The sequence below is a fragment of the Nocardia sp. NPDC058519 genome, from assembly GCF_042719755.1.
In the GTDB taxonomy this organism is placed as follows: domain Bacteria; phylum Actinomycetota; class Actinomycetes; order Mycobacteriales; family Mycobacteriaceae; genus Nocardia.
On record NZ_JBHXNK010000047.1, the window covers coordinates 13,941 to 35,603 of the forward strand.

18 protein-coding genes are annotated in these 21,663 nt (G+C 64.1%); 6 read left to right on the plus strand and 12 right to left on the minus strand.

What is annotated here, in order from left to right:
• Positions 1-159: 159 nt before the first annotated feature.
• The gene (locus tag ACFWPK_RS32650) at positions 160-858 is read right to left on the minus strand and encodes a hypothetical protein (protein ID WP_378922405.1); all 699 of its coding nucleotides are present in this window, start codon (positions 856-858) and stop codon (positions 160-162) included.
• Between the two features lie 690 nt (positions 859-1,548).
• On the opposite strand from ACFWPK_RS32650, the gene ACFWPK_RS32655 reads away from it, so the two are divergent.
• Positions 1,549-2,379: a class I SAM-dependent methyltransferase gene (locus ACFWPK_RS32655; protein WP_378922407.1), complete on the plus strand. Its 831-nt coding sequence runs from the start codon at positions 1,549-1,551 to the stop codon at positions 2,377-2,379.
• Positions 2,380-2,602: 223 nt separating this feature from the next.
• The gene (locus ACFWPK_RS32660) at positions 2,603-2,911 is read left to right on the plus strand and encodes a hypothetical protein (RefSeq protein WP_378922408.1); all 309 of its coding nucleotides are present in this window, start codon (positions 2,603-2,605) and stop codon (positions 2,909-2,911) included.
• Positions 2,912-3,192: 281 nt separating this feature from the next.
• On the opposite strand, the gene ACFWPK_RS32665 is transcribed toward ACFWPK_RS32660, so the two are convergent.
• The 3 genes from ACFWPK_RS32665 to ACFWPK_RS32675 form a co-directional block, all read right to left on the minus strand.
• Complete coding sequence (locus ACFWPK_RS32665) at positions 3,193-3,540, minus strand: hypothetical protein (RefSeq protein WP_378922410.1); 348 nt, start codon at positions 3,538-3,540, stop codon at positions 3,193-3,195.
• A 232-nt stretch (positions 3,541-3,772) separates the two neighbouring features.
• Positions 3,773-4,954 (minus strand): PucR family transcriptional regulator, encoded by a 1,182-nt coding sequence (locus tag ACFWPK_RS32670; RefSeq protein ID WP_378922412.1) that lies wholly within the window; start codon positions 4,952-4,954, stop codon positions 3,773-3,775.
• Between the two features lie 80 nt (positions 4,955-5,034).
• On the minus strand, positions 5,035-6,039 hold the full coding sequence (locus tag ACFWPK_RS32675; RefSeq protein ID WP_378922413.1) for an alpha/beta hydrolase fold domain-containing protein: 1,005 nt from the start codon (positions 6,037-6,039) through the stop codon (positions 5,035-5,037).
• A gap of 415 nt (positions 6,040-6,454) precedes the next feature.
• On the opposite strand from ACFWPK_RS32675, the gene ACFWPK_RS32680 reads away from it, so the two are divergent.
• Both ACFWPK_RS32680 and ACFWPK_RS32685 read left to right on the plus strand, forming a co-directional pair.
• Complete coding sequence (locus ACFWPK_RS32680) at positions 6,455-7,099, plus strand: TetR/AcrR family transcriptional regulator (protein ID WP_378922415.1); 645 nt, start codon at positions 6,455-6,457, stop codon at positions 7,097-7,099.
• A gap of 57 nt (positions 7,100-7,156) precedes the next feature.
• The gene (locus ACFWPK_RS32685) at positions 7,157-8,011 is read left to right on the plus strand and encodes a metal-dependent hydrolase (RefSeq protein ID WP_378922416.1); all 855 of its coding nucleotides are present in this window, start codon (positions 7,157-7,159) and stop codon (positions 8,009-8,011) included.
• 155 nt (positions 8,012-8,166) lie between these two features.
• Here ACFWPK_RS32685 and ACFWPK_RS32690 read toward each other — a convergent pair whose 3' ends face one another.
• Entirely contained in the window at positions 8,167-9,972 is a 1,806-nt protein-coding gene (locus tag ACFWPK_RS32690) for an IS481 family transposase (protein WP_378922417.1), read from the minus strand.
• Positions 9,973-10,139: 167 nt separating this feature from the next.
• On the opposite strand from ACFWPK_RS32690, the gene ACFWPK_RS32695 reads away from it, so the two are divergent.
• The gene (locus tag ACFWPK_RS32695; RefSeq protein WP_378922418.1) at positions 10,140-10,673 is read left to right on the plus strand and encodes a hypothetical protein; all 534 of its coding nucleotides are present in this window, start codon (positions 10,140-10,142) and stop codon (positions 10,671-10,673) included.
• A gap of 516 nt (positions 10,674-11,189) precedes the next feature.
• Here the strand turns inward: ACFWPK_RS32695 and ACFWPK_RS32700 are convergent.
• The 5 genes from ACFWPK_RS32700 to ACFWPK_RS32720 all read right to left on the minus strand — a co-directional run bounded on the left by ACFWPK_RS32700 (position 11,190) and on the right by ACFWPK_RS32720 (position 18,088).
• Entirely contained in the window at positions 11,190-11,606 is a 417-nt protein-coding gene (locus ACFWPK_RS32700; RefSeq protein ID WP_378922420.1) for a hypothetical protein, read from the minus strand.
• Between the two features lie 30 nt (positions 11,607-11,636).
• On the minus strand, positions 11,637-12,266 hold the full coding sequence (locus tag ACFWPK_RS32705) for a hypothetical protein (RefSeq protein ID WP_378922422.1): 630 nt from the start codon (positions 12,264-12,266) through the stop codon (positions 11,637-11,639).
• A complete protein-coding gene (locus ACFWPK_RS32710; protein WP_378922424.1) occupies positions 12,263-13,093 on the minus strand; it encodes an ImmA/IrrE family metallo-endopeptidase in 831 nt (276 codons plus the stop codon). The genes ACFWPK_RS32705 and ACFWPK_RS32710 overlap by 4 nt, the downstream gene beginning before the upstream one ends.
• Positions 13,090-13,428, minus strand: a complete 339-nt coding sequence (locus ACFWPK_RS32715) for a helix-turn-helix domain-containing protein (RefSeq protein ID WP_378922426.1) — start codon at positions 13,426-13,428, stop codon at positions 13,090-13,092. The genes ACFWPK_RS32710 and ACFWPK_RS32715 overlap by 4 nt, the downstream gene beginning before the upstream one ends.
• A gap of 1,054 nt (positions 13,429-14,482) precedes the next feature.
• On the minus strand, positions 14,483-18,088 hold the full coding sequence (locus ACFWPK_RS32720; protein ID WP_378922428.1) for a tetratricopeptide repeat protein: 3,606 nt from the start codon (positions 18,086-18,088) through the stop codon (positions 14,483-14,485).
• A 309-nt stretch (positions 18,089-18,397) separates the two neighbouring features.
• Between ACFWPK_RS32720 and ACFWPK_RS32725 the strand changes: the two genes are divergently transcribed.
• Positions 18,398-18,589 (plus strand): hypothetical protein, encoded by a 192-nt coding sequence (locus ACFWPK_RS32725; protein WP_378922430.1) that lies wholly within the window; start codon positions 18,398-18,400, stop codon positions 18,587-18,589.
• Between the two features lie 229 nt (positions 18,590-18,818).
• Here the strand turns inward: ACFWPK_RS32725 and ACFWPK_RS32730 are convergent, their stop codons facing one another.
• Positions 18,819-20,975, minus strand: a complete 2,157-nt coding sequence (locus tag ACFWPK_RS32730) for an elongation factor G-like protein EF-G2 (protein WP_378922432.1) — start codon at positions 20,973-20,975, stop codon at positions 18,819-18,821.
• Between the two features lie 221 nt (positions 20,976-21,196).
• Positions 21,197-21,637 (minus strand): pyridoxamine 5'-phosphate oxidase family protein, encoded by a 441-nt coding sequence (locus tag ACFWPK_RS32735; RefSeq protein WP_378922434.1) that lies wholly within the window; start codon positions 21,635-21,637, stop codon positions 21,197-21,199.
• Positions 21,638-21,663 lie beyond the last annotated feature (26 nt).

The following is a 21,663-nucleotide window of genomic DNA, read 5'->3' on the forward strand; positions in this document are numbered from 1 at the left end:
CAACCACCACCACATCGCGCTGTCACACCCACGCGAGGTCACGCGTCCGGCCGATAGTGTGGCACTGCGCTACAACGCAACCAGCCGATCGGCGCCGACCAGAGCGACTTCGAAAAGCAGATTCCCACCGGTCCATGACGATCAACTGGCCTTTTTGTGCTACTTCGCTGGGAACGGCTGGTTGATGGTGCTGAAGTACTGCAACGCAGCCCCTATCGCCACCGGCGCTGTCACCAGGATTTGACCAGCGAGCGTCCCCAGAGCGCCGACCGCCAAGATGCCGCCGATGCAGCCGACAGCCGCCGCCGGAAGGAACGCGCCGAAGAGGCCGACGATGGTTGCCGACGCAACGGTAGCGCCGACGACACCACCGAGGACACAGCCCACCGCAGCACCGCCGAGGCCGCCCACCAACGTGCCGATTCCGGCACCGAGGCTCACCGTACTTGTGAACCGAGACCAGGCCGCCTGCTCACGATCGTATTCGCTCTTCCACGGCGCCTTGTCCTCGAACGGCAGGGCAACCGGCTTGTATGTCGCGTGCTCGCGATCGATCTGCGGGGTCAGCGTCGCCGTGCGGCCACTGATCTCGGCGGCGATCGGGAACTCGAAGTCATCGATGGTAAACGTCAGCGGCGTACCCGCAACGACATCGCCGTTGGCGGCTTTGACCTTCAACGCTCCGTCTTCGGCCACGATCGATCCGGCATCGACGCTGATGATCGACTGAGTGTCGGTCGCGTGCGCACTGAAACCGACCGGCTCGCCAGCGGCTGGAGCGGCGCTCGCCACACTCGACCCGAAGCCGACCGAGGCGATGACGGCCGCGCTACACAGAGCAAGTTTCTTGATCTTCATCAGGATGGTTCCTCATCTCATATAGGGCTGTCGTGCTGCCGCCACGCCGAGCTGGGATACGGCAGAACGCGCGTGCAGCACGAGATGACAGTGAACCACTAATGGTTTTCATTTTCAATAAGGCTGGCCCGCAGTTGTACGACCACTCCGCCAGGCAATCGTGGTATCGCTCTTCACGGCCCCGCGTGTGAGCCCTGACCAGGGAGTTCACGCCCGATGCGTTCGGTATTCCGGCACCAGGTGCCCTGTTCGCGTCTGCCACGGCGAGCATCACCGCGTACGCCAACCGAGACGACACCAAGGGCCCGTCAACCCAGTCGGCGGGTGCCGGGTTTCCCGAACAACGATGTCCTGTGCCGATGAATCTGAGCCAATCGTTGGGCTGTGACGTGGGTGGCTCAGATTCAGTGGCAAGGTCTCGGGAGGAGCATTGTCACTGAGGGCAAGTCGCGTTGGAGGTTCTGTTTCGTGAGCTGATACCTCGGATGTCGGCCAGGCAGGGCCGGATCGAGTCGCGGGAGATCTGGGCGGGGTGTTGGTCGAGTCCGGCGGCACGCTCGCCGCCTACGGGTAGGTGGCAAGCTCGCGCAGCTGTGCAGTTTGCCCGGGAATTGCAGCACGGCGGTCGTCCTCGGTGCTTACATTTGCAGCGTGTGCTCTCGGGCCATCGTGATGAACTAGATTCGAATCATGAGCGCAGCTAACGAGATCCGTGCAGGCGAAGACTTTTACCGGCGGACGCACAACCAGCTGCCGGGTGCGATGAGCCGATACGTTGTCGCGAACCCGCTACCCGATGGTCGATCCAGCTATCAGTATCTTGCCGACCAGGTTCCGAACGCTCAGGAAGTCCTTGATCTCGGCTGCGGCGACGGTTCCCTGCTCGCGGTTCTAGCCCGAAACGGCGCGACCAGACTCGCAGGCATCGATCTGTCCGACGTCGAACTCTCGGCCGCCATACAGAGACCAGAGCTGTGCGGCGCGGATTTGCGGCAAGGACGAGCCCAGGATCTCCCGTTTGCTGACAACTCGTTCGACACCGTGATGTCCCATATGGCGTTGATGCTGATGGCAAAGATCGAACAGGTCTTCGCGGAAGCGGCGCGAGTGCTGAAACCGGCTGGCAGGCTGGCGATCTCGGTCGGTCTCAAACCTGCGGACAGAAGCGGACGCGCGCTGTTTCTGAAGGTGGCGCGACCGATCTTCGCCGCGGCTCAGCAATCGGGTTCGATGCCCTCACTCGGAGACCGCCGTACCCGCACGCGAGAGGGGCTGCACGAGTTGGCGATAGCGGCCGGATTCCTGCCCATCGACTGGACCGAGATCAGCCACGGTCCACACGCGACGCCAGAGCAGACTTGGCAGTCCGCGGTCGACTCCTACTACGACGCCACCCTCGTCGACGCACGCCAACTCAAGCGCCTCCGTGACGAATTCCTTGACCAGGCTGCGAACCTGACCGAGGAAGGGCTGCTCACCCACGGTGCTCGCATGGCGATCGTAACGACTCGGCTCAGCTGAGTTTCAGGACGGCTTAACTGAAGTGGCAGAACCGCCGGATGGCTCAGTTTCGGTGGCAACGGCCCACCTTTACTGACAACGAACATCCGGCCGTCGTTCGGCATCGGACCTCACCACGCGGATCTTGGGACGATTCGAAGACAGCCTGTGACCGACCGCACCGCGGGTTCGCTCAGAATCAGCGCTGCGCCGCTCTAAGCTCCCAGCTAGGGAGGACTCGATCATGGCCAACCGCAAGAGGACCGTCACTGCCTCAGAAGTCCAGGACGTTCTCAACTACTTCGGCAAATGCCCGATCTGCAACCATCCGGCCCGTGCTTGGCATATCACCGCCCGGTTCGACGACGGCGGAGTCGAAAGCCAGACCGTCGCCGCGTGCGGCGGTTGGTGTGGATGGAAGGGGCCCGTGAATCCAACCCCGATGACCGGCGACACTGCAGTATTGACGCAGGGCCAAAGCATGATCGGGTCGGCCGCCGCCTCGTCGCTGCCCGCCGCTCTTCGTCGCACCGATGTTCCTCCACTGCGGTGAGTGCTCGGATTCCGCCGATCAATCTCACGACCTGTGTGCCAGTTCAGCGCAACCAGGCCGATCATCGACACCAGCCCCGGTCATCGGCTGACGGTTCACCGATTTCCTAGCTTTGACCAGGGCACTATCGGTGAATTTCAACATCACCCAGCAGCGGTTCGAGCTTGGGTGGTGCGGGCAAGCCGGTAGGAATCGGTGCCGGTCTCGATGATATGCCCGCCGAAAGTGGGTTGGGCTCAGCATTGCATCGCCGGACCCGGGACGTAACCGGAGTGGTGTGGTCAGGCCGAGCGGAGACCCGTCAAAGCAGAGAGATACAGCTTCGAACACACCTCGACGAGAACCCGCGGCTGCCGGCGCTGACTTGTCATCATCCAATCGACGAGCAGATTGTTCGCCGCGCCGGACAAAGCGACAGCGGTCAGGTGTACCTGCTCGCCGGATGCGTCGAATCCGGGTTGCCTCGCCCAGACCGAGACGATCAGGTCGGCGAAAGCCCGCAGCACACCGTGTCTCAGTTCTTCGATCTCGGGATTGACTCCGACCACCTCGATCAGCACGATGCGGGCCCGGCGTGGATCCTCGGTGAGGAATTCGACAAACGCGGTCAATCCTTCGCGAACGGCCAACGGCGACCTCGGGTCCGCCCCCGGCAATCGCAGCTTCGGTCACGGCTCGCATGTGCGACCAGTGAGCAGTAGACAGCGGTAAGCGCCCCGTGCCGGTCCTGAAAGGACCTCACGCCGGGCACGGGCGCGTTCGTCTGCATCCATTCCCGAGTAACGGCGACCGGCCGTATTTCCTGGCGCCGATGCCATCGTCCACGTATCCCTTCGACTGTTGTCGACTCATGGACCGAGATCATTCCGACAGGGTCTGTTGTCCGGCTTGCCATTCCGACGCCAGCCAAGCCGCAGCGAGTATGCGCGACGCTGCTGGGTCTGCAGGATTCAGCCCGGTGATTTCGGCGATACGCCGCAATCGGTAGCTGACGGTGTTGGGATGTAGCTCGAGGACTTCGGCAACGCGCTTGCGGTCGGTCCCGAATCGCAGATGTACCTGCAAGGCCTGCATGAGATGTGGGTGGTCGCGAAGCGGTGCCAAGATGGCGGCAAGCCGAGTCCGCGCCGGGCTGGGGCGGGTGAGCTGATAGTCGAGCGCCAGGTCGTCGAGCGTGTATGCACCCGGCGGCTTGGACAGAAACGCGGCGAGGTCACAGAGCTCGCTGATCATCTCCTTCGCACTACGAAGAGCGCCACGCGCCACATCATGGAGCTCTACGAGCACAACCGGGTGACCGAGACTATCTCTGAGCCCATCAACGACATCGACGTATCGGGCACGGCTCGATTTCCCGACCGGGGCCGGCAGCAGAAAGGAACCTCCTTTGGCATCGAACACCGGTAGTACGCCCGCCCCGAGATGGTCCTCGACCACGTACCGCACCAGTCGTGTCATTCGCTGTTGTGCCAGTTGGTCGGTCGGCGAGCACCACCGGTCCCGACCTACGGTGGCGATGGCCACAAGATCGTATCTGTCGTGAACAACCAGCTCAGCGCGGCTGGACAACTCATCGACCGGGTGACCGAAGACCAAGGCGTACGCAAGTTCACGCCGAGCCTCGAGCAACCTCCTCTGAGCAGGCCTTGCCGACGACAGGTGCGCGGTCACTGCTGTGGATGTGGCGTCCTCGAGAAAGTTCAGCATCAGATTCGACAAGACGATGACGTTGCCGCTGCCGACTGTCGGCCGGGTCGCTTCCTTCCAAAACGCCCGTACGGAAGCGAATAGGCTGTGGATCAGCGGTGTCAGCGGCAGTTGTTCGTAGCCTGCTGCTTCGGCCACTGGTGCGACCACTGCCCTGACTTCGGCAAGGCTGGCGCCTCGGACCTCGGACTCGGTTCGCGCCAACAGCGCTGCCACATCGCTGATCGGATATCGGTCGGTATCGGCCACCGCAACCGACCGATCTGCCGCCTCCGGCACGAGGCCCGTGATCACCCGATCAGGACCGAGCGATACAGACAGGTCCTCGGAGGTCACCCCCGTGCTTGTCCGGGGCGCCGCCGCGGGTTCTGGGCCGGTGTGCGAAGCCCCTACTCCGAAGCTTTTCGTCGCGCTCGTCATGCGCTCACGCAACGCGGGATCCCGCTCCTGCCAGCGTCCGTGACAGGAACTCGACCGTCAATTCCATTGCCGCCCGGCTTTCCGGCAACAGCGTGTCCAGCACAGGAAACGCGTGTACCTAATTGCTCCACAACCGCGCATCCACCTGCGGCGAGACCACGGGCAAAGGCAACGATGTCTGCCTCGAACATTTCCTTGGCCGCCGCGGTGATGAACGTCGGCGGAAAAGCGGTGGGATCCACTTGCAACATCGAACGCGCACCCCGCGCCGCCACGGGGCCCTTCTCCCACTTCCGTTTCGCACGCCGATACGCAGAGACAGGCATGAGCGCATCACGACAGATCTCGTGGCGGTCACGCAGATCCACATCGAGGTCGATATGCGGGGAGTACGCCACGAGCGCGGCAGGCATCGCCAGCCCGTCGGCAGCGGCGAGTTCGCACACCTTGGCAGCGAGGAACGCGCCGGACGAGTCCCCGGCGAGCACCACTCGGTCGCCTTCGGCGCACGCTCCCAACAGCGCGCGATACGCCACGTAAGCGTCGTGTATCGCGGTGCCGACACCGTAGTCGGGCAGTTGGCGACACAGCACCGAGTACACCGGTACCGATAGCGACTTCGCGATGCGTCTGGTGACCCGGCGGTGAGTGCCGTCCCCGCAAAAGGTGAATCCGCCGCCGTGCAGGTACAGAATACTGACCCCGTCGAGCCTGTGGTCACGGTGTCCGACAGGCAGATACCGCTGGACCGGTATCTGTCCCAGTGTCATCGACGTTCGCTCGACGTCCCGAGCCGACGGAAACCAGCTCAGCGTGGTGTCGAACATCGTCAGTGCGCGAGTACCACGATCGGTGAGCGGCCACATTCGATAGAGCGACTTCGCGATCACTGGTGGCAGCGCGCACGTGATGCGTGTCATCCGGCTCGAACTGCGATGGACCAGCACCGGATCCTCGGCCGTTAACAGCGTGGTTTCGTGGGTACCGGATTGGGTGGTCACAAGATCCCCTCCATCTGATGCATCTGACATATTTATCTGTCAGATAGCAAGTGGAGTATGCCATGCGTCGACCACAGAGGAAAGCTCCGAGGACTCGTCGGGGCGCGGGTGATAACTCGCCCAGCGGCTACCGACAGGTCCGGCCGCCCCCACAGAATCGGAAAGGTGTGACTCGCAGCGATATATGGCGGTGTTCCCGCACCTTCAGGTGGCGCCAATTGGGCCGAGGCAACCCTGAGGCCTGGAGCCACAGGCGTTCTGAACACCCCTGCAACCAGCCGCACACCGCGCTGATCGGATCGGCCGCGGCGGGTTGACGATGGCCCAGATCTGGTGTAACTCTGCAGATCCGCATGCTCCAGCACAACCGACAATAAACATTGACGGTTTATTGTTTGTGTGTCACGCTCGGGATGTGCCATCACCTCGTATCCGGCGAACTCAGGCCGAGCGGACAGCAGACACCCGACGCGCACTGCTCGACGCGACCTTCGACGCCTTGGTGCAGGTCGGGTTCAAGGCCACCACCACGACTGAGGTGGCCCACCGCGCGGGGGTGTCGCTGGGTGCCTTGCTGCACCATTTCCCTACGAAGGCCGATCTTTTGACCGGCGCGGTGGCGCATTCCTTCGGTCGCCGGATCGAGGACTACGGGCAGTTGATGGCCGATCTGGATCCCTCGGCGGACAAGCTCGACGCGGCGATCGATCTGCTGTGGTCGATGTATGCACGCCCCACATTCACTGCATGGCACGAGTTGTGGGTTGCCGCCAGGACCGATCCGGACCTGGCCGCCCCCATGATCGAGATCGACAGGCAGTTCATGATGGCCAGCGAACGGGTCTACGCCGAACTGTTCCCCACCACCGAGAATGCCCACGGCAAGCTCGACATGACGGTCGGGCTGCACCTGGTCTACGCGCTACTCACCGGCCTGGCGACATCGCAATCGATCCCCGGCTACGAGCCCTTTCGCACCGGCGAGGTCCTCGACACCTTCAAGGCGATGATCCGTGCCTACCTCGGCACGACCACCCAACCACCAAGCGGCGGCCGATGAATGGCCATTCGTCGCAGCAGTTTTCGAATATCGGCAACAATCGAGGGGGGAACCTTCATGAACACCACCGATCCGACCAAGCGAGTCGTGCGTGCTCGCCGTATCCAATTCGTTTATCCCGCAGGAACGCTCGCTCGTCACTACGTCGACGGCGACCTGGTGACGAGTCACGCCATCGCGTTTCTCTCGAGCACGTTCCCCGAGGGCGAGGATTTCTTCGTCCGTTCGGTTCGCCGCTTCGCCGGTGAGATCACCGATCCCGAACTCGAGTCACAGGTTCAGGGATTCATCGGCCAGGAAGTCACCCACGGTCGCGAGCATCGTGCACTGAACGAGCGCCTGTACGAAATGGGCTATCCCACCCGGCGAGGAGAACGCACCGTACGTCGCATCCTGAGAAGGTACGAGCGCTTCCTCTCCCCTTTGACCTGCCTGGCGATCACGGCCTCACTCGAGCACTTCACCGCGGTGTTCGCCGAGACACTGCTCGGCGACGAGCGAGCCCAGGCCCTGCTCGGATCCACCGAGGTTCGGTCGATGCTGCTGTGGCACGCGATCGAGGAATCCGAACACCGGTCCGTCGCCATCGACGTCTACCGCGCCGCCGGCGGCACCGAACGCCGCCGCATCTGGGCGATGCGAGGCATCTCGGTCTCCTTCGCCACTGGAATCGTCGTCAACTCCACGTTGTCGTTGCTCGGCGACCGCGCCACCTACAACCCGATCCGGCTGGTACGCAGTCTCGCCGCGCTGCGGCACTCGCCGTTCCTGAGCCGCGCCGTCCAACACCGGGTCGCGGCCTACAACAAGCACGGCTTCCACCCCGACGACACCGACAACACGGCACTGCTGAACTACTGGACCGCAGAACTGTTCGGCGAAAAAGGCAGGCTCGTCGATCATCTGCGCTGACCATCACCCACAGCGACTCGCTGATTCGGCAACTGACACAACGCCTTCACACAAGGCCACGCGCGTTGGCAGGCGCGAACGCAACCGGAGTGAGGCACAGAGTGGAAGGGGGTTGTGTCAGTGTGAGGAATCAGGACATCCTTGACCAACTGTTATCAAGTGATGCTTGACGTGTCTGGTGATTTGACGCCTGCGCCGGTGACGTAGAAGCGAGTGATGGGTTTGAGGTTTCGCCGCGGTCGGACGGCGATCTCTTCCTCGCCGAGCAGGATGCGAAAGTGGGTGTCTTCGATGACGACGGTGACGGTCTGGCCCCGGTAGCGCACCCCGAGCTTGATGTTCTGTTTGGCAACCATGATGTTGCCGCTGGCATGGACTTTTCGGATCGCGCGTAAGCCGCCCGACGCTATGGGAGGCAGCGGCAACGGGTTCGTCGGCATGCACGATCCAGGCAGCCTCCCGAGTTGGTCTGCGGCGATAGGGCAGGGCCATGTCCCGATCAGGACATTGTCGGCGATGGCATGCATCAGGTGACCGTCAAGCCTTAACGTGATCCGCTGCCCGGAATGGGCAGCACCGACGAGATGCTTTGTGTTAGAGATGGATACGAGTCCGTCGCGGTCGACGGTGCGATCGATTTCGATAGTCTCGCCGGCCCGGATCGAGGCGACGCCCTTACCTGCGGTTCGCCGCTGGGCGGGATGTCCAGGTTCGGGGCCGGCAGGTCGCGCTCCTCGCATGGCGAGATGTTGCAAATCCTGTGCCAGCAGCCGTGATCCGAGGGTCCGGATGACTTCGCCGTCGACGCTGATGTGGATGCTGCGTAGGTCGACCCACACCGTGACCGTTCGTCCGGCCATGCTGCGATGCAACGCGACGGTCTGCCGACCAGAACGAATCTGGATGCTGCCACTTGCCGGGACACGTGCTTCGAACTCCATCGCCGTTTCAGTGCCAGTGGGCCGCGGCGGCTCGATCACTCCGACGATCAACGATTCGGCGGCCATGTCGGCCGGCTCAGTCGACACGAGGGTGTCGAGGCGAGTCGGGCCGTTCGGGCGGAACAACTGCGATGGCGTGGCCATGTCGATGCCTTGGTGCGGGCGGCGATGGTTGTATCCCTCGACCCACCCGTTGATCGCATGTTGAGCCGCGTCGATCGATTCGAAAGGTGCTGCGTCGTCGAGGAATTCGCTTCGCAGCGTCTTATGGAACCGCTCAATCTTACCTGTCGTGGTCGGTGACCGCGGTTTCGTCAACCGCTGCTTGATCCCGTTTTCCCGGCAGATTCGCTCGAACAACACCTCGACCGGTTGAGGTTTGAGGTATCGGCCGGTGAACTGGCCGCCGTTGTCAGTCAACACTTCGGAGGGCACCCCGTAGCGACGCATCGCTGCCAGGAATCCTTCGCTCACCTCGCGGGCCGATGGTGTTGCCAGCAGCGTCGACACGACGATGAACCGTGAGTGATCGTCGATGCCGGTCAATAGCTTGCACTCGCGGCCATCGGCCAGCTGCACTCCGCCGACGATGTCGAGCTGCCACAGATGCATCGGTGCCTCGCGCTGCCACCGCAGGTATTTGCGTTTGTGTTGTTGGACCTGCGTGTTCACCAGCCCGTTGCGGACCAGGACGCGATGCACAGTCGGCCGCGACGGCGCCGGATCGGTGCCGCGGCGAGCGAGTTCGTAGCTGATCCGACGTGCTCCCCACCGCGGATGCTCACGCCGCAGCCGACAAATCAACGCCTCGACCTCGGCCGACAACTTGGTCGGACTGTGGTGCGGGCGCCGCGACCGATCGACCAGCCCTGCTGTTCCTTCTAGCTTGAACCGCTTGCGCCAGGTATCCACCGACTGCCGCGTGGTGCCATATCGGGCTGCGACCTCCCCGATTGGGGAGCCACCCAGCACCTCGCACACGGCGCGATACCGATACTCCGCCGTCGTCTTCGGATCCACGAGTTGCCGTCCTCGATCGGCATTGACACTGGTCGTTTACATCATCACGATGCCGCTGAAACGTCAAGCGTCAGTTGATGACAAGCGGTCAAGGAAGTCCTGAGCCCATACATCGACAGGTTGGAAGGGACGTCCTACGCACGTGGACGTCCCTTCCTCCACTACCTATGACAACCAGACAATTCCCATGGACCGATGTCCGCGACGCTCCGTGGCTGCTGCTGCAGAGTTGGCGGCGACACCTCACCTCAGGCTCGCCTGCTGTCGACTTCACATTCGGCTTGGGCTGGAAGCAAGGGCCGCACGCGCACGCCGAAGGCCCGTTCATGATCAGCGTGACTCAATACACCCCGACGCGGTTGACCGATCTACCCGACATCTGGCTCGCAGCCGAAAGTTTGGGCGATCAACTGATCCAGATCGACGGCGCCGTCGGGGTGATGACATACCTACGCCCGGGCCGTCGACATCTCGGATCGATGTCGATCTGGGCTGATGACCGAGGTCTGAAGGATTTCATCAAGCTGCCCGACCACGTCGAGATCATGCGCAAGTACCGACCGCGTGGCCTACCGCTGCGGTCGGCTACGTGGTGGTCCGACGAACTCGAGGTCAGCGCGGCAGTCACCGAAGGCCTCCGGATACTCGACAATGATCAACAACAGCGTGTCGTGCGCAGTCTCGACCACACAGACCCGTGAGGTAAGAGCAGCCTGTGGCCCACCCATTGAGGCCGACGTCTCGACGACTTCTAGCTCCTGCCCGAGACTCACACCGGGCAGGAGCATTGGCTGGGATCGTGAAATCCGATGTCGGGACAGCGCCGGCTGACATCGCTGACATCGCTGACGCGCGTGTTTCTTTGGCCAGGCGGAACGCCGAAGACACGCTCCTACCGTGAGGCGCGCGGCGTCGTGGATCGGAAACGATCGTTCGCGAGACACTTTGGGTAACGCATCCATCTTGCACGCCATCGCGTCATCGGGGTGCAAGACCGGCCCACCTTCGAGCGGACCGGTGACTTGGACCACTATGCACTCGAGATCCACCTTGGCGACGTACCCGTCTGCACACGAAACCGTCAACTGCCAGGTCGGGTGTTCAAACGCACGAACGAGCATCGAGACCCGCCTCGCGGCAGTCCGGGCGACGTCATCGGCGACCTCGCCCGGACTGCCACGCCGATCAGAGAACAGATCGACACCCTCGGGCGGACGCTAGGTGACCTGCCGGTCTGCCGTTCGGCGCCGGTAGGCCCATTGCCGACATGCGTTGTCGCAATAACGTCGTGGCCTGCCCAACCCTCCAGCCGGATCGATCTGCAGATCGCAAGGGCACCCACCGCATGGATTTCCGCGCGACTCGGTCCAGCCGAGGTGAAACTGACACCAACGTCGCTTCCCGTCGGCGCAATCACGATCAGCGGCTTGATTGAACAGCCTCAGAATCCGGTGCAGCTCGTCGGTTTTGAGGTCGTGGTTGCGGTCTATGGGGTGGCCTCCGCAGTAGGCGGAGGTCGTCCACATCAGCGTCAACTCAGCCTCGATGTCGGACAGCCCCGCGGCTTCGGCTGCTTCCCAAAGCATTTGGCCGTCGAGGAGACGGCTGATCAGTTTTGCCTCTCGCTCGGTCACAAAGCGGAGAAGGGCCTCGACCTGCTGCGGCTACAAGGAGCCCTGCCCGTCCCACAGGTCCGCAGACAGTAGCCGGGTATTGCTGATCGGAGACAGCCCGTCGTCGCATGCCCGCAGCTTGGCGTAGATCGCCTTCATCGTCGCTCGGTCCGGAATGTGGGCTGTACCGGCCGCTCGTTCGAGGATGATGGCGGTGTTGACGAGAATGATCCGGCCGACTGTACGTTGTTGCGCTCGCAGCCGGTCAAGGCGCTGCGCTTCGGCAGTCGCCATCCTGGCACCGGACTGGTCGTCGATTACAACGGTGACGGAATGACCTTCCTCGGCTGCGGCGACCGCATGCGCCACCACGAGCAGTTCGCCGAGATCTCTCGCCTGCTTCTTCCGCTCGGTCCAGGGCATATCGAGTTGACGAGCGCAGACCGCTTCCAATGTGTCGGTCCATTCATCAGAAAGAACCTCGACCCATTTTGGTGTCAGCTTGGACCACACCAATCCGATCCGTTCGAATCGGCGATCGGTCCGCGACTTTCGCAGCACTTCACTTTCAACGGTCTCGGGTGTGCTGATCGGGCCCAAAACGGCCAGCAATAGCCGTTCTTGGTTAATGGCCAGGAAGTTCAATGCCGGTCCGGCATCGATGACAGGTTTGGCGTTCATCCGGCGTCGCTGCCGCCCAAGTCGGCGTCGAGCTCATCGAGATCGAGATCGACCTCGGGCAGGTCTGCCAGATCGCCCCAGACCGGCTGCAGTTCGGTGGGCGTGAGACCAGCATTTGTCAGTTCCTTTCTCACCGTGACGACGTCGAGCCCCCGTAGGGTCGCGATGGTCTGAACTGGCACAGCGTTCTGGAGATATCCCGCGATCGCCCGCGCCAGCAGCCGTTGCGGAGCCCGCCGGCGATTCGATTCAGCCTGGATCGCCTGGTACTGGTCCGACCACCCGAAACGCGCCGCCAGACGCGAGGTGGTTTCCACTCTCAGTTGTGCCTTGGCCGGGCCAGCGAGGTATCCCACCTGTTCCAGCGCGATGGCCGCGATCTGTGGTGAAACCAAGTAGCGCTGCACCACTTTCGACAGCAGGGCCAGCTCGTCGCGGTCCCGCTCGGCGGCCACCAACTCACGAACGCCCTCGAGCGGGAGTAACAGATGCCGCGCGAACGCGTTGGCGCGAATCTCGGCCGGGCTGGCTGAATCGACCTGCGGTTCCTCGGCCCAGTCCCCGAACACCACATGGCCCAACTCGTGCGCGAGGGTGCTGCGTTGGCGCATCGGATGCGGGGTCCGGGCAACTGCGATATACACCGTGCCCCGGTCCCCGTGCCGCATGGTCATTCCGTGTTGATCGGGTCCAGTTTCGAGCACAGCCACGTCGGCGCGGACGGTCTGCTCGATCAGGGTGACCAGATCCCCCAGAGGCTGGTAACCGAGGTGATACTCCTCCCGGAATCGTTCCGCCGCTGCCCGTCCTTCAGACTCCGCAGTCATCCAATCGCCACGATGCCCTGGTCGGCCAGATGCGCGTCAAGCTCGAGGAACCGCAACATTTGCTCGTACATCGAATCCATCGACGCACCGTTGGCCGACCGCGCAGCGCACTGCACCCTCCCGACCACACGGGAAGTGCCGGTGAGCTCGGCCAGCACGACACCGGTAGCAGCAGCGATAGCAACCAGCTCGTTCATCTTCGCGGCACGGTCGCCGGAGATAGTGCGCGACAGCGTCGCCTGCGAAATCCCGGTCTCGGCGGCAAGGTCACGCTGGCTGATTCTCGCAGCACCAAGCGCCCGCGCGATTCGCTCACCGACGGTCATTTCAGTCATGTCCACACCTCCTGAATCAATATTCCAACTTATGATTCAGTATAGGGGTAGGCACTGAATAGAGCAATGAACCCAACTGCAGGACTTTGCAGGATGAAGCCGAACGGAGCTGTCGTCGAGCCCCCCGCCCGCAGGATTCGCAAGCCCAGCCGAGGTGGCCTGGGCGGGCTGTTGATACCCGCGGCCGCATCGACAGGGTGTGGGGCATGGCCGGCCACTCTTCCAGCGTGCGCGGGAGTGCCCAGGCATTCGCTTCGGGGTTCCAGGCGTGGCAGCGCTTGCCGTAGGGCATCGTGCCCGTGATTCCATGGCGATCTCTTTGAATCGGATCGCGGCGGCCGCGAGTGAGCCTCGCCTGATTCCTCGGTGGCGATCAGCGCGACAGCAGATCGTCACCAGACCCGGTGCAGCGGTGGCGCACGGGTTGTTCGAAGTCCACGACGGCGCCCCACCAAGGCATCACGCCCGAATCAAGGCCCGCTGGCTGGTCTACTTCCGCCGACATGGAGCGAAACATCCGACCGGATCGGAGGACCGGCGAACAAGCAGAAGAATGAAACCTGTTGCCCTACAGATGTTTCTGTGAAGAATTGCGAGAGCATATGTTGACAGTTACCTCGCAGCGATCTAGATTAGATACCACTCCAGCACATTTTTGGGTCATATCTGTCCGGACTGCGTGATCAAGTCCCCTCTCGCGCACTCTCTTGCACGTTTTGCGTCAGATATGACGCAAAAACGTGGTGGAGAGCCCCTATCGCACCACTCGAGCACGTAGATGCGGCAGAGGGGCCCCACCGCTGTTCCGGCCTTCGCCGACGGCCTCGAGCCACAACAGATGGAACCGGTTCACACACTCGCAGTCGTGGGACGCCCCCTGTTTCGAATGCCTCGAACCATCCACGCGCACCCGGCGTATGGCTATCGCTCCCGAGCCGTGCGGTCGAGACGAACAGGTGATCGAGCGCGCCACCGTCAAGCCCGATGAGGCATTCGCGGGGCCGAGGTCACCGCTGGGCTGGTGGATCGTCTGCCCGAAGGAGGATCGTCTTGTTCACTCTGCCTGCCGCGTAGAGCGGGCGAGGTTGTCGCGAATGGTCAGGGTATCGGGATGATCTAGGCCGAGGATCCGCTCGGCGTCGGCAAGGGTCTGTTCGAACACTGCGACAGCTTCGTGTACCCGGCCCGCCACCAGGTAGACGTCGCCGAGGTTGTTGCGAACGGTCAGGGTATCGGGATGGTCGGGGCCCAGGACCCGTTCATGTTTGGCGAGAGCCTGCTCGGACATGGCAGTCGCCTCACCCACCCGGCCGGCCAGGTGATAGGCATCGGCAAGGTTTTTGCAGACGGTCAGGGTGCTGGGGTGCTCGCCGAGGGTCCGCTCGGTCTCGGCGAGGGTCCGCTCGAAGAGGGTGATCGCCTCGGTGAGGCGACCAGCCGAGTGGAAAGCGTGAGCGAGATTGTTGCGGACAGCCAGCGTGTCGGGATGGATGGGGCCGAGGACTCGTTCGCGGGTGATACAGATCCGTTCGTAGAGGGGGATCGCTTCGTCCACCCGGCCCGCCGAGTGGTAGGCATCGGCAAGATGGTGACAGGCGGTCAGGGTGTCCGGATGGTCACCACCGAGAATCCGCTCCGCGTCGGTGCGGGTTTGTTCGGACATGGCTACTGCCTCGTGAATCCGACCTGCTACCCGGTAGGCGAAGGCGAGGTTGCTGCGGCAGACCAGTGTTTGGGGGGTATCGGGGCCTTGCAGCCGTTGAAGGATTGTGAGCGTCTGCTCGGACAACGCTATCGCCTCCGGTACGCGGCCCGCCGTCACGTACATGTAGGCGAGGTTGCCGTCGATGCTCATGGTGAAAGGGTGGTCGGAGCCGAGGACTCGCTCGGTCTCGGTACGCAACTGCTCGAGCAAAGTAACCGCGTCGGGTGTGCGACCCGCGGCGTGGTAGGCGGCGGCCAGGTTATTGCGGAGGCGCAGGGTGTCGGGATGGTCTTGGCCCAGGATGTGCCCGGCGTCGGCAAGGGAATTCTCGAGCAGCAGGACGGAATCGGCACCCAGGACTCGCTCACGGTCGATGCGGTTTTGCTCGGCCAAGGCGGTCGCCTCGCTCAACCGGCCTGTCGCCATGTATGCGGCCGCAAGGTAGCCGCCGCTGTGCAGGGTGGCGGGGTGATCTGGGCCGAGAGCCCGCTCGCAGTCGGCAAGATTTCGCTCGAATAGCGCGACTGCCTCCCTTGCCCGGCCTGCCGCCTGATAGGCGTGGGCGAGGTTGCCACGTACACACAGAGTGTCGGGATGGTCGTGGCTCAGAACTCTTTCGGAGTCGGCGAGGAGCTTGTCGAGCAATACGGTCGCCTCGTCTACCCGACCAGCTTTCAGGTATGCGGCGGCGAGGTTGCCCCTGCTACGCAGCGTCTCGGGGTGATCGGGGCCGAGAGCCCGCTCGCAGTCGGCAAGATTTCGCTCGAACGACATCACTGCCTCGCTCAGTCGCCCCGCGCTTTGGTGGGCGAGAGCGAGGTTGCCGCGGGAAATCAGAGTGAGAGGGTGGTCAGGGCCCAGGACCTGCGCGCGATCGGTGAGAGTTTGCCCGGATGCCGTAATGGCCTCTGCCAGGTGTCCCGCCGCCAGGTGGGCGAGAGCGAGGTTGCTGCGGGAGGTCAACGTATCGGGGTGATCAGAGCCTAGGATCCGGGCGCGGTCGGCGAGGGTCTGTTCGTGCAGCGCTATCGCCTGTGTCATCCGGCCCGCAATTTGGTAGGTGTTGGCGAGTTGATTGCCCACCGCGAGCGTGAGGGGGTCGAGCCCCAGAACCCGCTCGGTATCGGCGAGGGTCTGTTCGAAGAGCGGGATTGCTTTGTCGATCCAGCCCATCCCGGCGTACCCCTCGGCGAGGTCTTTGCGGGCCAGCAAAGTGTCCGGGTGGTCGAGTCCGAGAACCCGCTCGGCGTCGGTGAGCGTCAGCTCGAATACCGGGACAGCTTCTTCGACGCGGCCTGCCGCGAAATAGGCGAGGGCGAGGTTGAAGCGGGAGGCGACAGTGTAGTGGTGGCTGGTGCCCAGTGTCAGGGCCGCGTCGGCGAGGCATTGGTAGGTATAGGAGATCGCGCGAGTGGTGTCGGCCGCTTCGATCAGGTGGCGCCCGGCCCAGATTCGAGCAAGAGCCAACTTCTGGGCAAGGGTGGTGCTTGTTGCGTGGGCACGGCTGTTCCAGATCGAGTCGAGGTGATCGATCAGGTGTGCGCCGACGTCACGGTAGTTCCAGGACTGACTCGTGTCGAAGGAGTGGTTGTCAAGAACCGTCAGGGCGTTGTTCGCCAACCGCACAAGCCCGGTTTCGGCCACCGCTGCCGGATGCTGGTACGTGGGTGCTTGTTCGGTGGAGGCACGTTCGCGCAGCACCCGGGAGATGAGGCGGTGCATCAGCACGGCGTCACCGGTGGTCGAGCGTGTCAGAAGTGAGCCCCACTCGCAGCGGGCCAACGCTTCGTGCAGGCGGCCTGTCCCGTCGGGCAGGATCTCCACCCACACGCCTGCCGGAGACAGCATCGCAATCAGTTCGAGGAGGTCCCGGACCGCGGTGTCGAGTTCCGCATCGCCGCTGGTGGCTTCGGTGGTCTCGAGTGACAGCAGGATCGCCTTGTCGACCCGGTGCGGGTGCGGTGAGCCGGCCAGGCGGGTCAGCGCCGCGGGCAGTGGCTGGTCGAGCAGTGCCTCATAGCGGGTGTAGTCCAGTCGGCGGATGACGATGGTGGCGGCGGCTTGCGTCAGAGCCAACGGCAGGTCCCCGAGTTGCTGGGCGATGCGGTCGGCGCCGTAGTCGTCGGCGAGACCGGTGGCATTGCGCAGGAAGGCTATCGACTCCGCGCGGGTGTAGACCTCGAGATCGACCAGCGTGCCCAGAGTGGTGAACGAGTGGTCGGTACTGGTGATGACGACACGGGTGCCGCCACGGACCGGAACGAACTCACCGATCCGGTCGGGGTTGGTGGCGTTGTCGAACACCAGAACTCCGGGCTCGCGGCGGGTGACGAGGTGATCTCGCAGTCGATGCGCGGAGCGCTGGGAGTCGCCCTCGGGATCGGCCACCCCCAACCGGGATGCGATGGCCGCCAACCCTTCCAGCAGGGTGCCATCGGTTTCCGCGTCGACCCAGCCCACCAGTCCAACACCCGAATCCATGGCCTCTCGCGCGTAGGCGGCGGCCAGTTGCGTCTTGCCAACGCCCCGCATCCCGGTCACCACCACCGACACCGGTGACGTGGCCGCGCTCTGTGCGAGCATGCGCAATTGCTCACGCGCCACGAAATGGACAGGCTCAGCGGGGATCTTCCCCACGACCACAACGTCCCGGGGTTCTTCGCCAGGTGACACGCTGACCGAGGAGAGCGCGGCCTCGTCTCCGGAACGGGTCGCGCCGGTGTCGAATGCCCGAACATGTTCGGATTTCGGCGACGTAGTGCGAGCTTCGGCGTAGGCGTCGGCGCGACGTTGCTTCCACCGTTCGAGCGCCTCGGGCGGCAGCGGCCATGGTTTGCCCGCCATCGCATGCAGGCATTCCAGCACCAGCAGGAACTTCTCGGAATCACGCGGAATCACCGGATCGGGTTTGAGCCATTCCGCGATCGTGTTGGCCGAGATCCTCCGGTTCCTCATGCTCGAAATCCAGGATGAGACATCCTGGGGATGGGGAGATTTCGCCTCGAGTTGGAGTGTGAAGAACGCCTGGATGTAACTCGTCCGCGTGTACTTCCGGCCTGCGGGCTGGCTGTCCGTCACGGTCTGATCCCTTTCCGACTCGGCCGACTCAGAGCAGACCCTCGATGCTCAGCAAAATCGAGAAAACCCCGCTGACATGGCCTTTCAACGCGTGTTGCGATGGAGCTCACTGGACGAGGTCGGGCTCGGTCGGGCTTGCTGTTCTCGACCGACAACCCCCGGCCGAATACGGAGAACGACACACTCATGCCCACCATCACCAAGGCCCTGCTACTCACCACAGCCGTGCTGGCGGCCACCCTCGTCGCCCTCACCGCTGGCCTGCTCGCCCACACCGACGGCGCCACCCTCGCGGCCACCGCCTGCGCCGCCGGTATCGGATTCGGCAGCACCCTCACTCTGATCCTGCTCGCCATCACCACCTACAAAACCTTGTGACCCTTGCGAACCCACCCGATGCAAGTCGCTACCACACCGGACCGTACCGCTGCTCCGGCCATCACTGCGAACGATCGCGGTGATGGAAGGTATCCACAGCGGGCCAGCTGCCGAAACCCTGCCAGGGTCGGCAGCGGATCGCCTGCCGACCGGGTCCGCCGGTACACGTGCCTGTTCGGCGGTCAGATCCGGATCGTAGCCACCCCGTTTCCACGCTCGGCGCGGCGATTCAGGCCGACGCCACGGCGCTTTCCTTGCGTGCCCGCTCGGCGACGGCGGTCGGCATCGGCTCGTGCCGCAGATACCCGCGGGCGAACGACCCCGCCCCGTGGGTGAGCGATCGCAGGTCGATGACATACCTGCTCAGTTCGAGTTCGGGTACCTCGGCCCGGATCTGGGTGCGGCCGGTCTCGGCCGGTTCGGTGCCGAGAATGCGGCCGCGCCGGGTGGACAGGTCACTGAGGACGGCGCCCAGATGGTCGTCGGGGACTGTGACCCGCACCGCGGCAACCGGTTCGAGCAGCAGGGTCCCTGACACGTCCGCCGCGTCGCGGAGGGCGAGGGCACCCGCGGTCTGGAAGGCGGCGTCGGAGGAGTCCACCGAGTGCGCTTTCCCCTCCACCAGTGTCACCCGCACATCCACCAGCGGATATCCGGGAGTGACCCCGCGCGCGGCCTGCGCCCTTGCCCCTTTCTCCACCGATCCGATGAACTGCCGCGGCACCACCCCACCGACCACCCGGTCGACGAACTCGAATCCCGTCCCCGTCGGCAGCGGTTCCACCTCGATCTGGCACACCGCGTACTGCCCGTGCCCGCCGGACTGCTTCACCAGCCTGCCGCGCCCCTCGGCCGCCGCGGCGAGCGTCTCCCGTAACGCCACCCGATACGGTTCCACGTCCACCCGCACCCCGAACCGCCCGCGCAACCGTTCCAGCGCGACATCCCGGTGGGCTTCCCCCAGACACCACAGCACCAGCTGATGGGTGTGTTCGTTGTTTTCCAGCCGCAGGGTCGGATCCTCGGCGACGAGCCGGGTCAGGCTCTGCGAGAGCTTGTCCTCATCGGCCTTCCCCTGCGCCCGGATAGCCACGGGCAGCAGGGGTTCCGGCAGCTGCCACGGCTCGATCAGCAGGGGTTGCCCGGTGCCGGAGAGGGTGTCGCCGGTTTCCGCGTGGCCGAGTTTGCTCACGAACGCGATATCGCCTGCGACGGCCTCGGTCAGTGGCCGCTGTTGTTTCCCCAACGGCGCGGTGACCCCGCCGACCCGGTCGTCGGCATCGTGTTCGGGTCCGCAGACGTGGACGGTGTCCTCGCTGTGCAGCGTGCCGGAGAACACCCGCACCAGCGATACCCGCCCCACATACGGGTCGGACGAGGTTCGGATGACCTCCGCGGCGAGGTCCCCCGCCGGATCGCAGCGCAGTGCGGTGGGCGTGGCGCCGTTGCCGCGCGGCACGGCCGACAGCGGGTGTTCGATCGGTGTCGGGAACCCGGCCGTGACCAGCTCCAGCAGTTCGAGCGTGCCGAGGCCCTGTTCCGCTTCCTCGGCCGCCGGTGCCGCGAACAGCACCGGATGGAAGCTTCCGCGCGCCACGGCTCGTTCCAGGTCGTCGACCAGGGTGTCGAGTTCGACGGGTTCGCCGTCGAGGTACCGGTCCATCAGCGTTTCGTCTTCGCTCTCGGCGATGATCGCCTCGATCAACCGATCGCGGGCCGGGTCGATCTCCGCGAGCTGTTCCGCGGAAGGTTCGGTGCGCACCCGTTTCCCGCTGCGATAGTCGGCGACCCGTCGCTCGAGCAGTTCCAGCAGTCCGATCGCGGGCCGGTGCCCGTCGGGGCTCTTCTGCCCGTAGACCGGCAGGTGCAGGGGCAGCACGGTATCGCTCGCTCCGTCGGTCAGCAGCGCCTGACAGGTCTGCACGAGTTCCTCGTACTCCGCCCGCGCCGTGTCCAGATGTGTCATCACGATCGCCCGCGGCATCCCCACCTGCGCGCATTCGGCCCACAGCTCCCGCGTCGCTCCCGCCACACCCTCCACTCCGTCGGCCGCCGACACAAGGAAAAGGGCCGCGTCCGCCGCCCGCAACCCGGCCCGCAGTTCGCCGACGAAATCCGGGCATCCCGGCGTATCGATCAGATTGATCTTCACCCCGCCCCACATCACCGGGACCACCGACAGCTGCACAGATCTGTGCTGTCGCCGTTCGACCTCGTCGTAGTCCGACAGCGAGGTCCCGTCCTCCACCCGGCCAGCCCGGTTCACCGTCCCGGTCGCCAACGCCAGCGCCTCCACCAGCGTCGTCTTCCCCGCACCGCTGCTGCCAACCAACGCCACGTTCCGGATGCTCTCCGGTCGCTGCGCCCCGTTCGTCCGTTCCACCATGTCGCACGCTCCCTCTGGTTAGGGCCCCGGCTCCTTCGAGCTTCCCACCGCAGGTAGGGGCACGTCCACGGTTTCCGGCCGATCGATGCCGCAACCCAGCACGGGAGGTCGATTGCCCTCGCGACCAGCACACCTATTGCCGAGGTTGCCTCCAGTTGGCCTGTCCACATCATGCTGACGGCTTCTCCGAGGTGAAACCGACCGAAGACATAGTCTGCCGATCAGCGTCTCCGGGTGACTTTTACACCGGTGCCGGGATGCCAGTGGTGAATTACGAGCAGCTCTGTTGCCGGGTCGACGTAGGTGAGTACCGCACCGGTGAGGTCGAGTCGGAAGTCGTGGACACCGGGTGGCGATCCGAAGGCGGCCTTGGCCGGTCCGGTGATCTCGACTGCGAGGCCCATAACCTTGGCGTCACCGTCGCCGGGATGGGCGTGGATGGCGCACCGCCCGTCGCGGCGCAGGTCGGCTGCCTTCATGGCGTCGGGCATGGAACCGAACATCAGGTCCGGTCCGATGAACTCCACCTCCGATCCGCTCACTCGCGGGGCGCCATCGCGGCGCAGTGTGGCCAGCACGTGTGTTTTGTGCGCCTCGAACCGGGACCTCACCTGGGCGGCCAACTCGGGTGCCTCGTTCGCGAACTGCTGCCATGTCGCCATGGAAGACAGGATGTCACCGCCCGCTG

What these genes read in the sequence shown, in the direction of transcription:
- ACFWPK_RS32695 (WP_378922418.1), top strand. Translation starts at nt 10,140, where the DNA reads ATGACAACCAGACAATTCCCATGGACCGATGTCCGCGACGCTCCGTGG.
- ACFWPK_RS32730 (WP_378922432.1), bottom strand. Translation starts at nt 20,975, where the DNA reads ATGGTGGAACGGACGAACGGGGCGCAGCGACCGGAGAGCATCCGGAAC.
- ACFWPK_RS32655 (WP_378922407.1), top strand. Translation starts at nt 1,549, where the DNA reads ATGAGCGCAGCTAACGAGATCCGTGCAGGCGAAGACTTTTACCGGCGG.
- ACFWPK_RS32660 (WP_378922408.1), top strand. Translation starts at nt 2,603, where the DNA reads ATGGCCAACCGCAAGAGGACCGTCACTGCCTCAGAAGTCCAGGACGTT.
- ACFWPK_RS32650 (WP_378922405.1), bottom strand. Translation starts at nt 858, where the DNA reads ATGAAGATCAAGAAACTTGCTCTGTGTAGCGCGGCCGTCATCGCCTCG.
- ACFWPK_RS32720 (WP_378922428.1), bottom strand. Translation starts at nt 18,088, where the DNA reads ATGAGGAACCGGAGGATCTCGGCCAACACGATCGCGGAATGGCTCAAA.
- ACFWPK_RS32710 (WP_378922424.1), bottom strand. Translation starts at nt 13,093, where the DNA reads ATGACTGCGGAGTCTGAAGGACGGGCAGCGGCGGAACGATTCCGGGAG.
- ACFWPK_RS32685 (WP_378922416.1), top strand. Translation starts at nt 7,157, where the DNA reads ATGAACACCACCGATCCGACCAAGCGAGTCGTGCGTGCTCGCCGTATC.
- ACFWPK_RS32725 (WP_378922430.1), top strand. Translation starts at nt 18,398, where the DNA reads ATGCCCACCATCACCAAGGCCCTGCTACTCACCACAGCCGTGCTGGCG.
- ACFWPK_RS32735 (WP_378922434.1), bottom strand. Translation starts at nt 21,637, where the DNA reads ATGGCGACATGGCAGCAGTTCGCGAACGAGGCACCCGAGTTGGCCGCC.
- ACFWPK_RS32705 (WP_378922422.1), bottom strand. Translation starts at nt 12,266, where the DNA reads ATGAACGCCAAACCTGTCATCGATGCCGGACCGGCATTGAACTTCCTG.
- ACFWPK_RS32715 (WP_378922426.1), bottom strand. Translation starts at nt 13,428, where the DNA reads ATGACTGAAATGACCGTCGGTGAGCGAATCGCGCGGGCGCTTGGTGCT.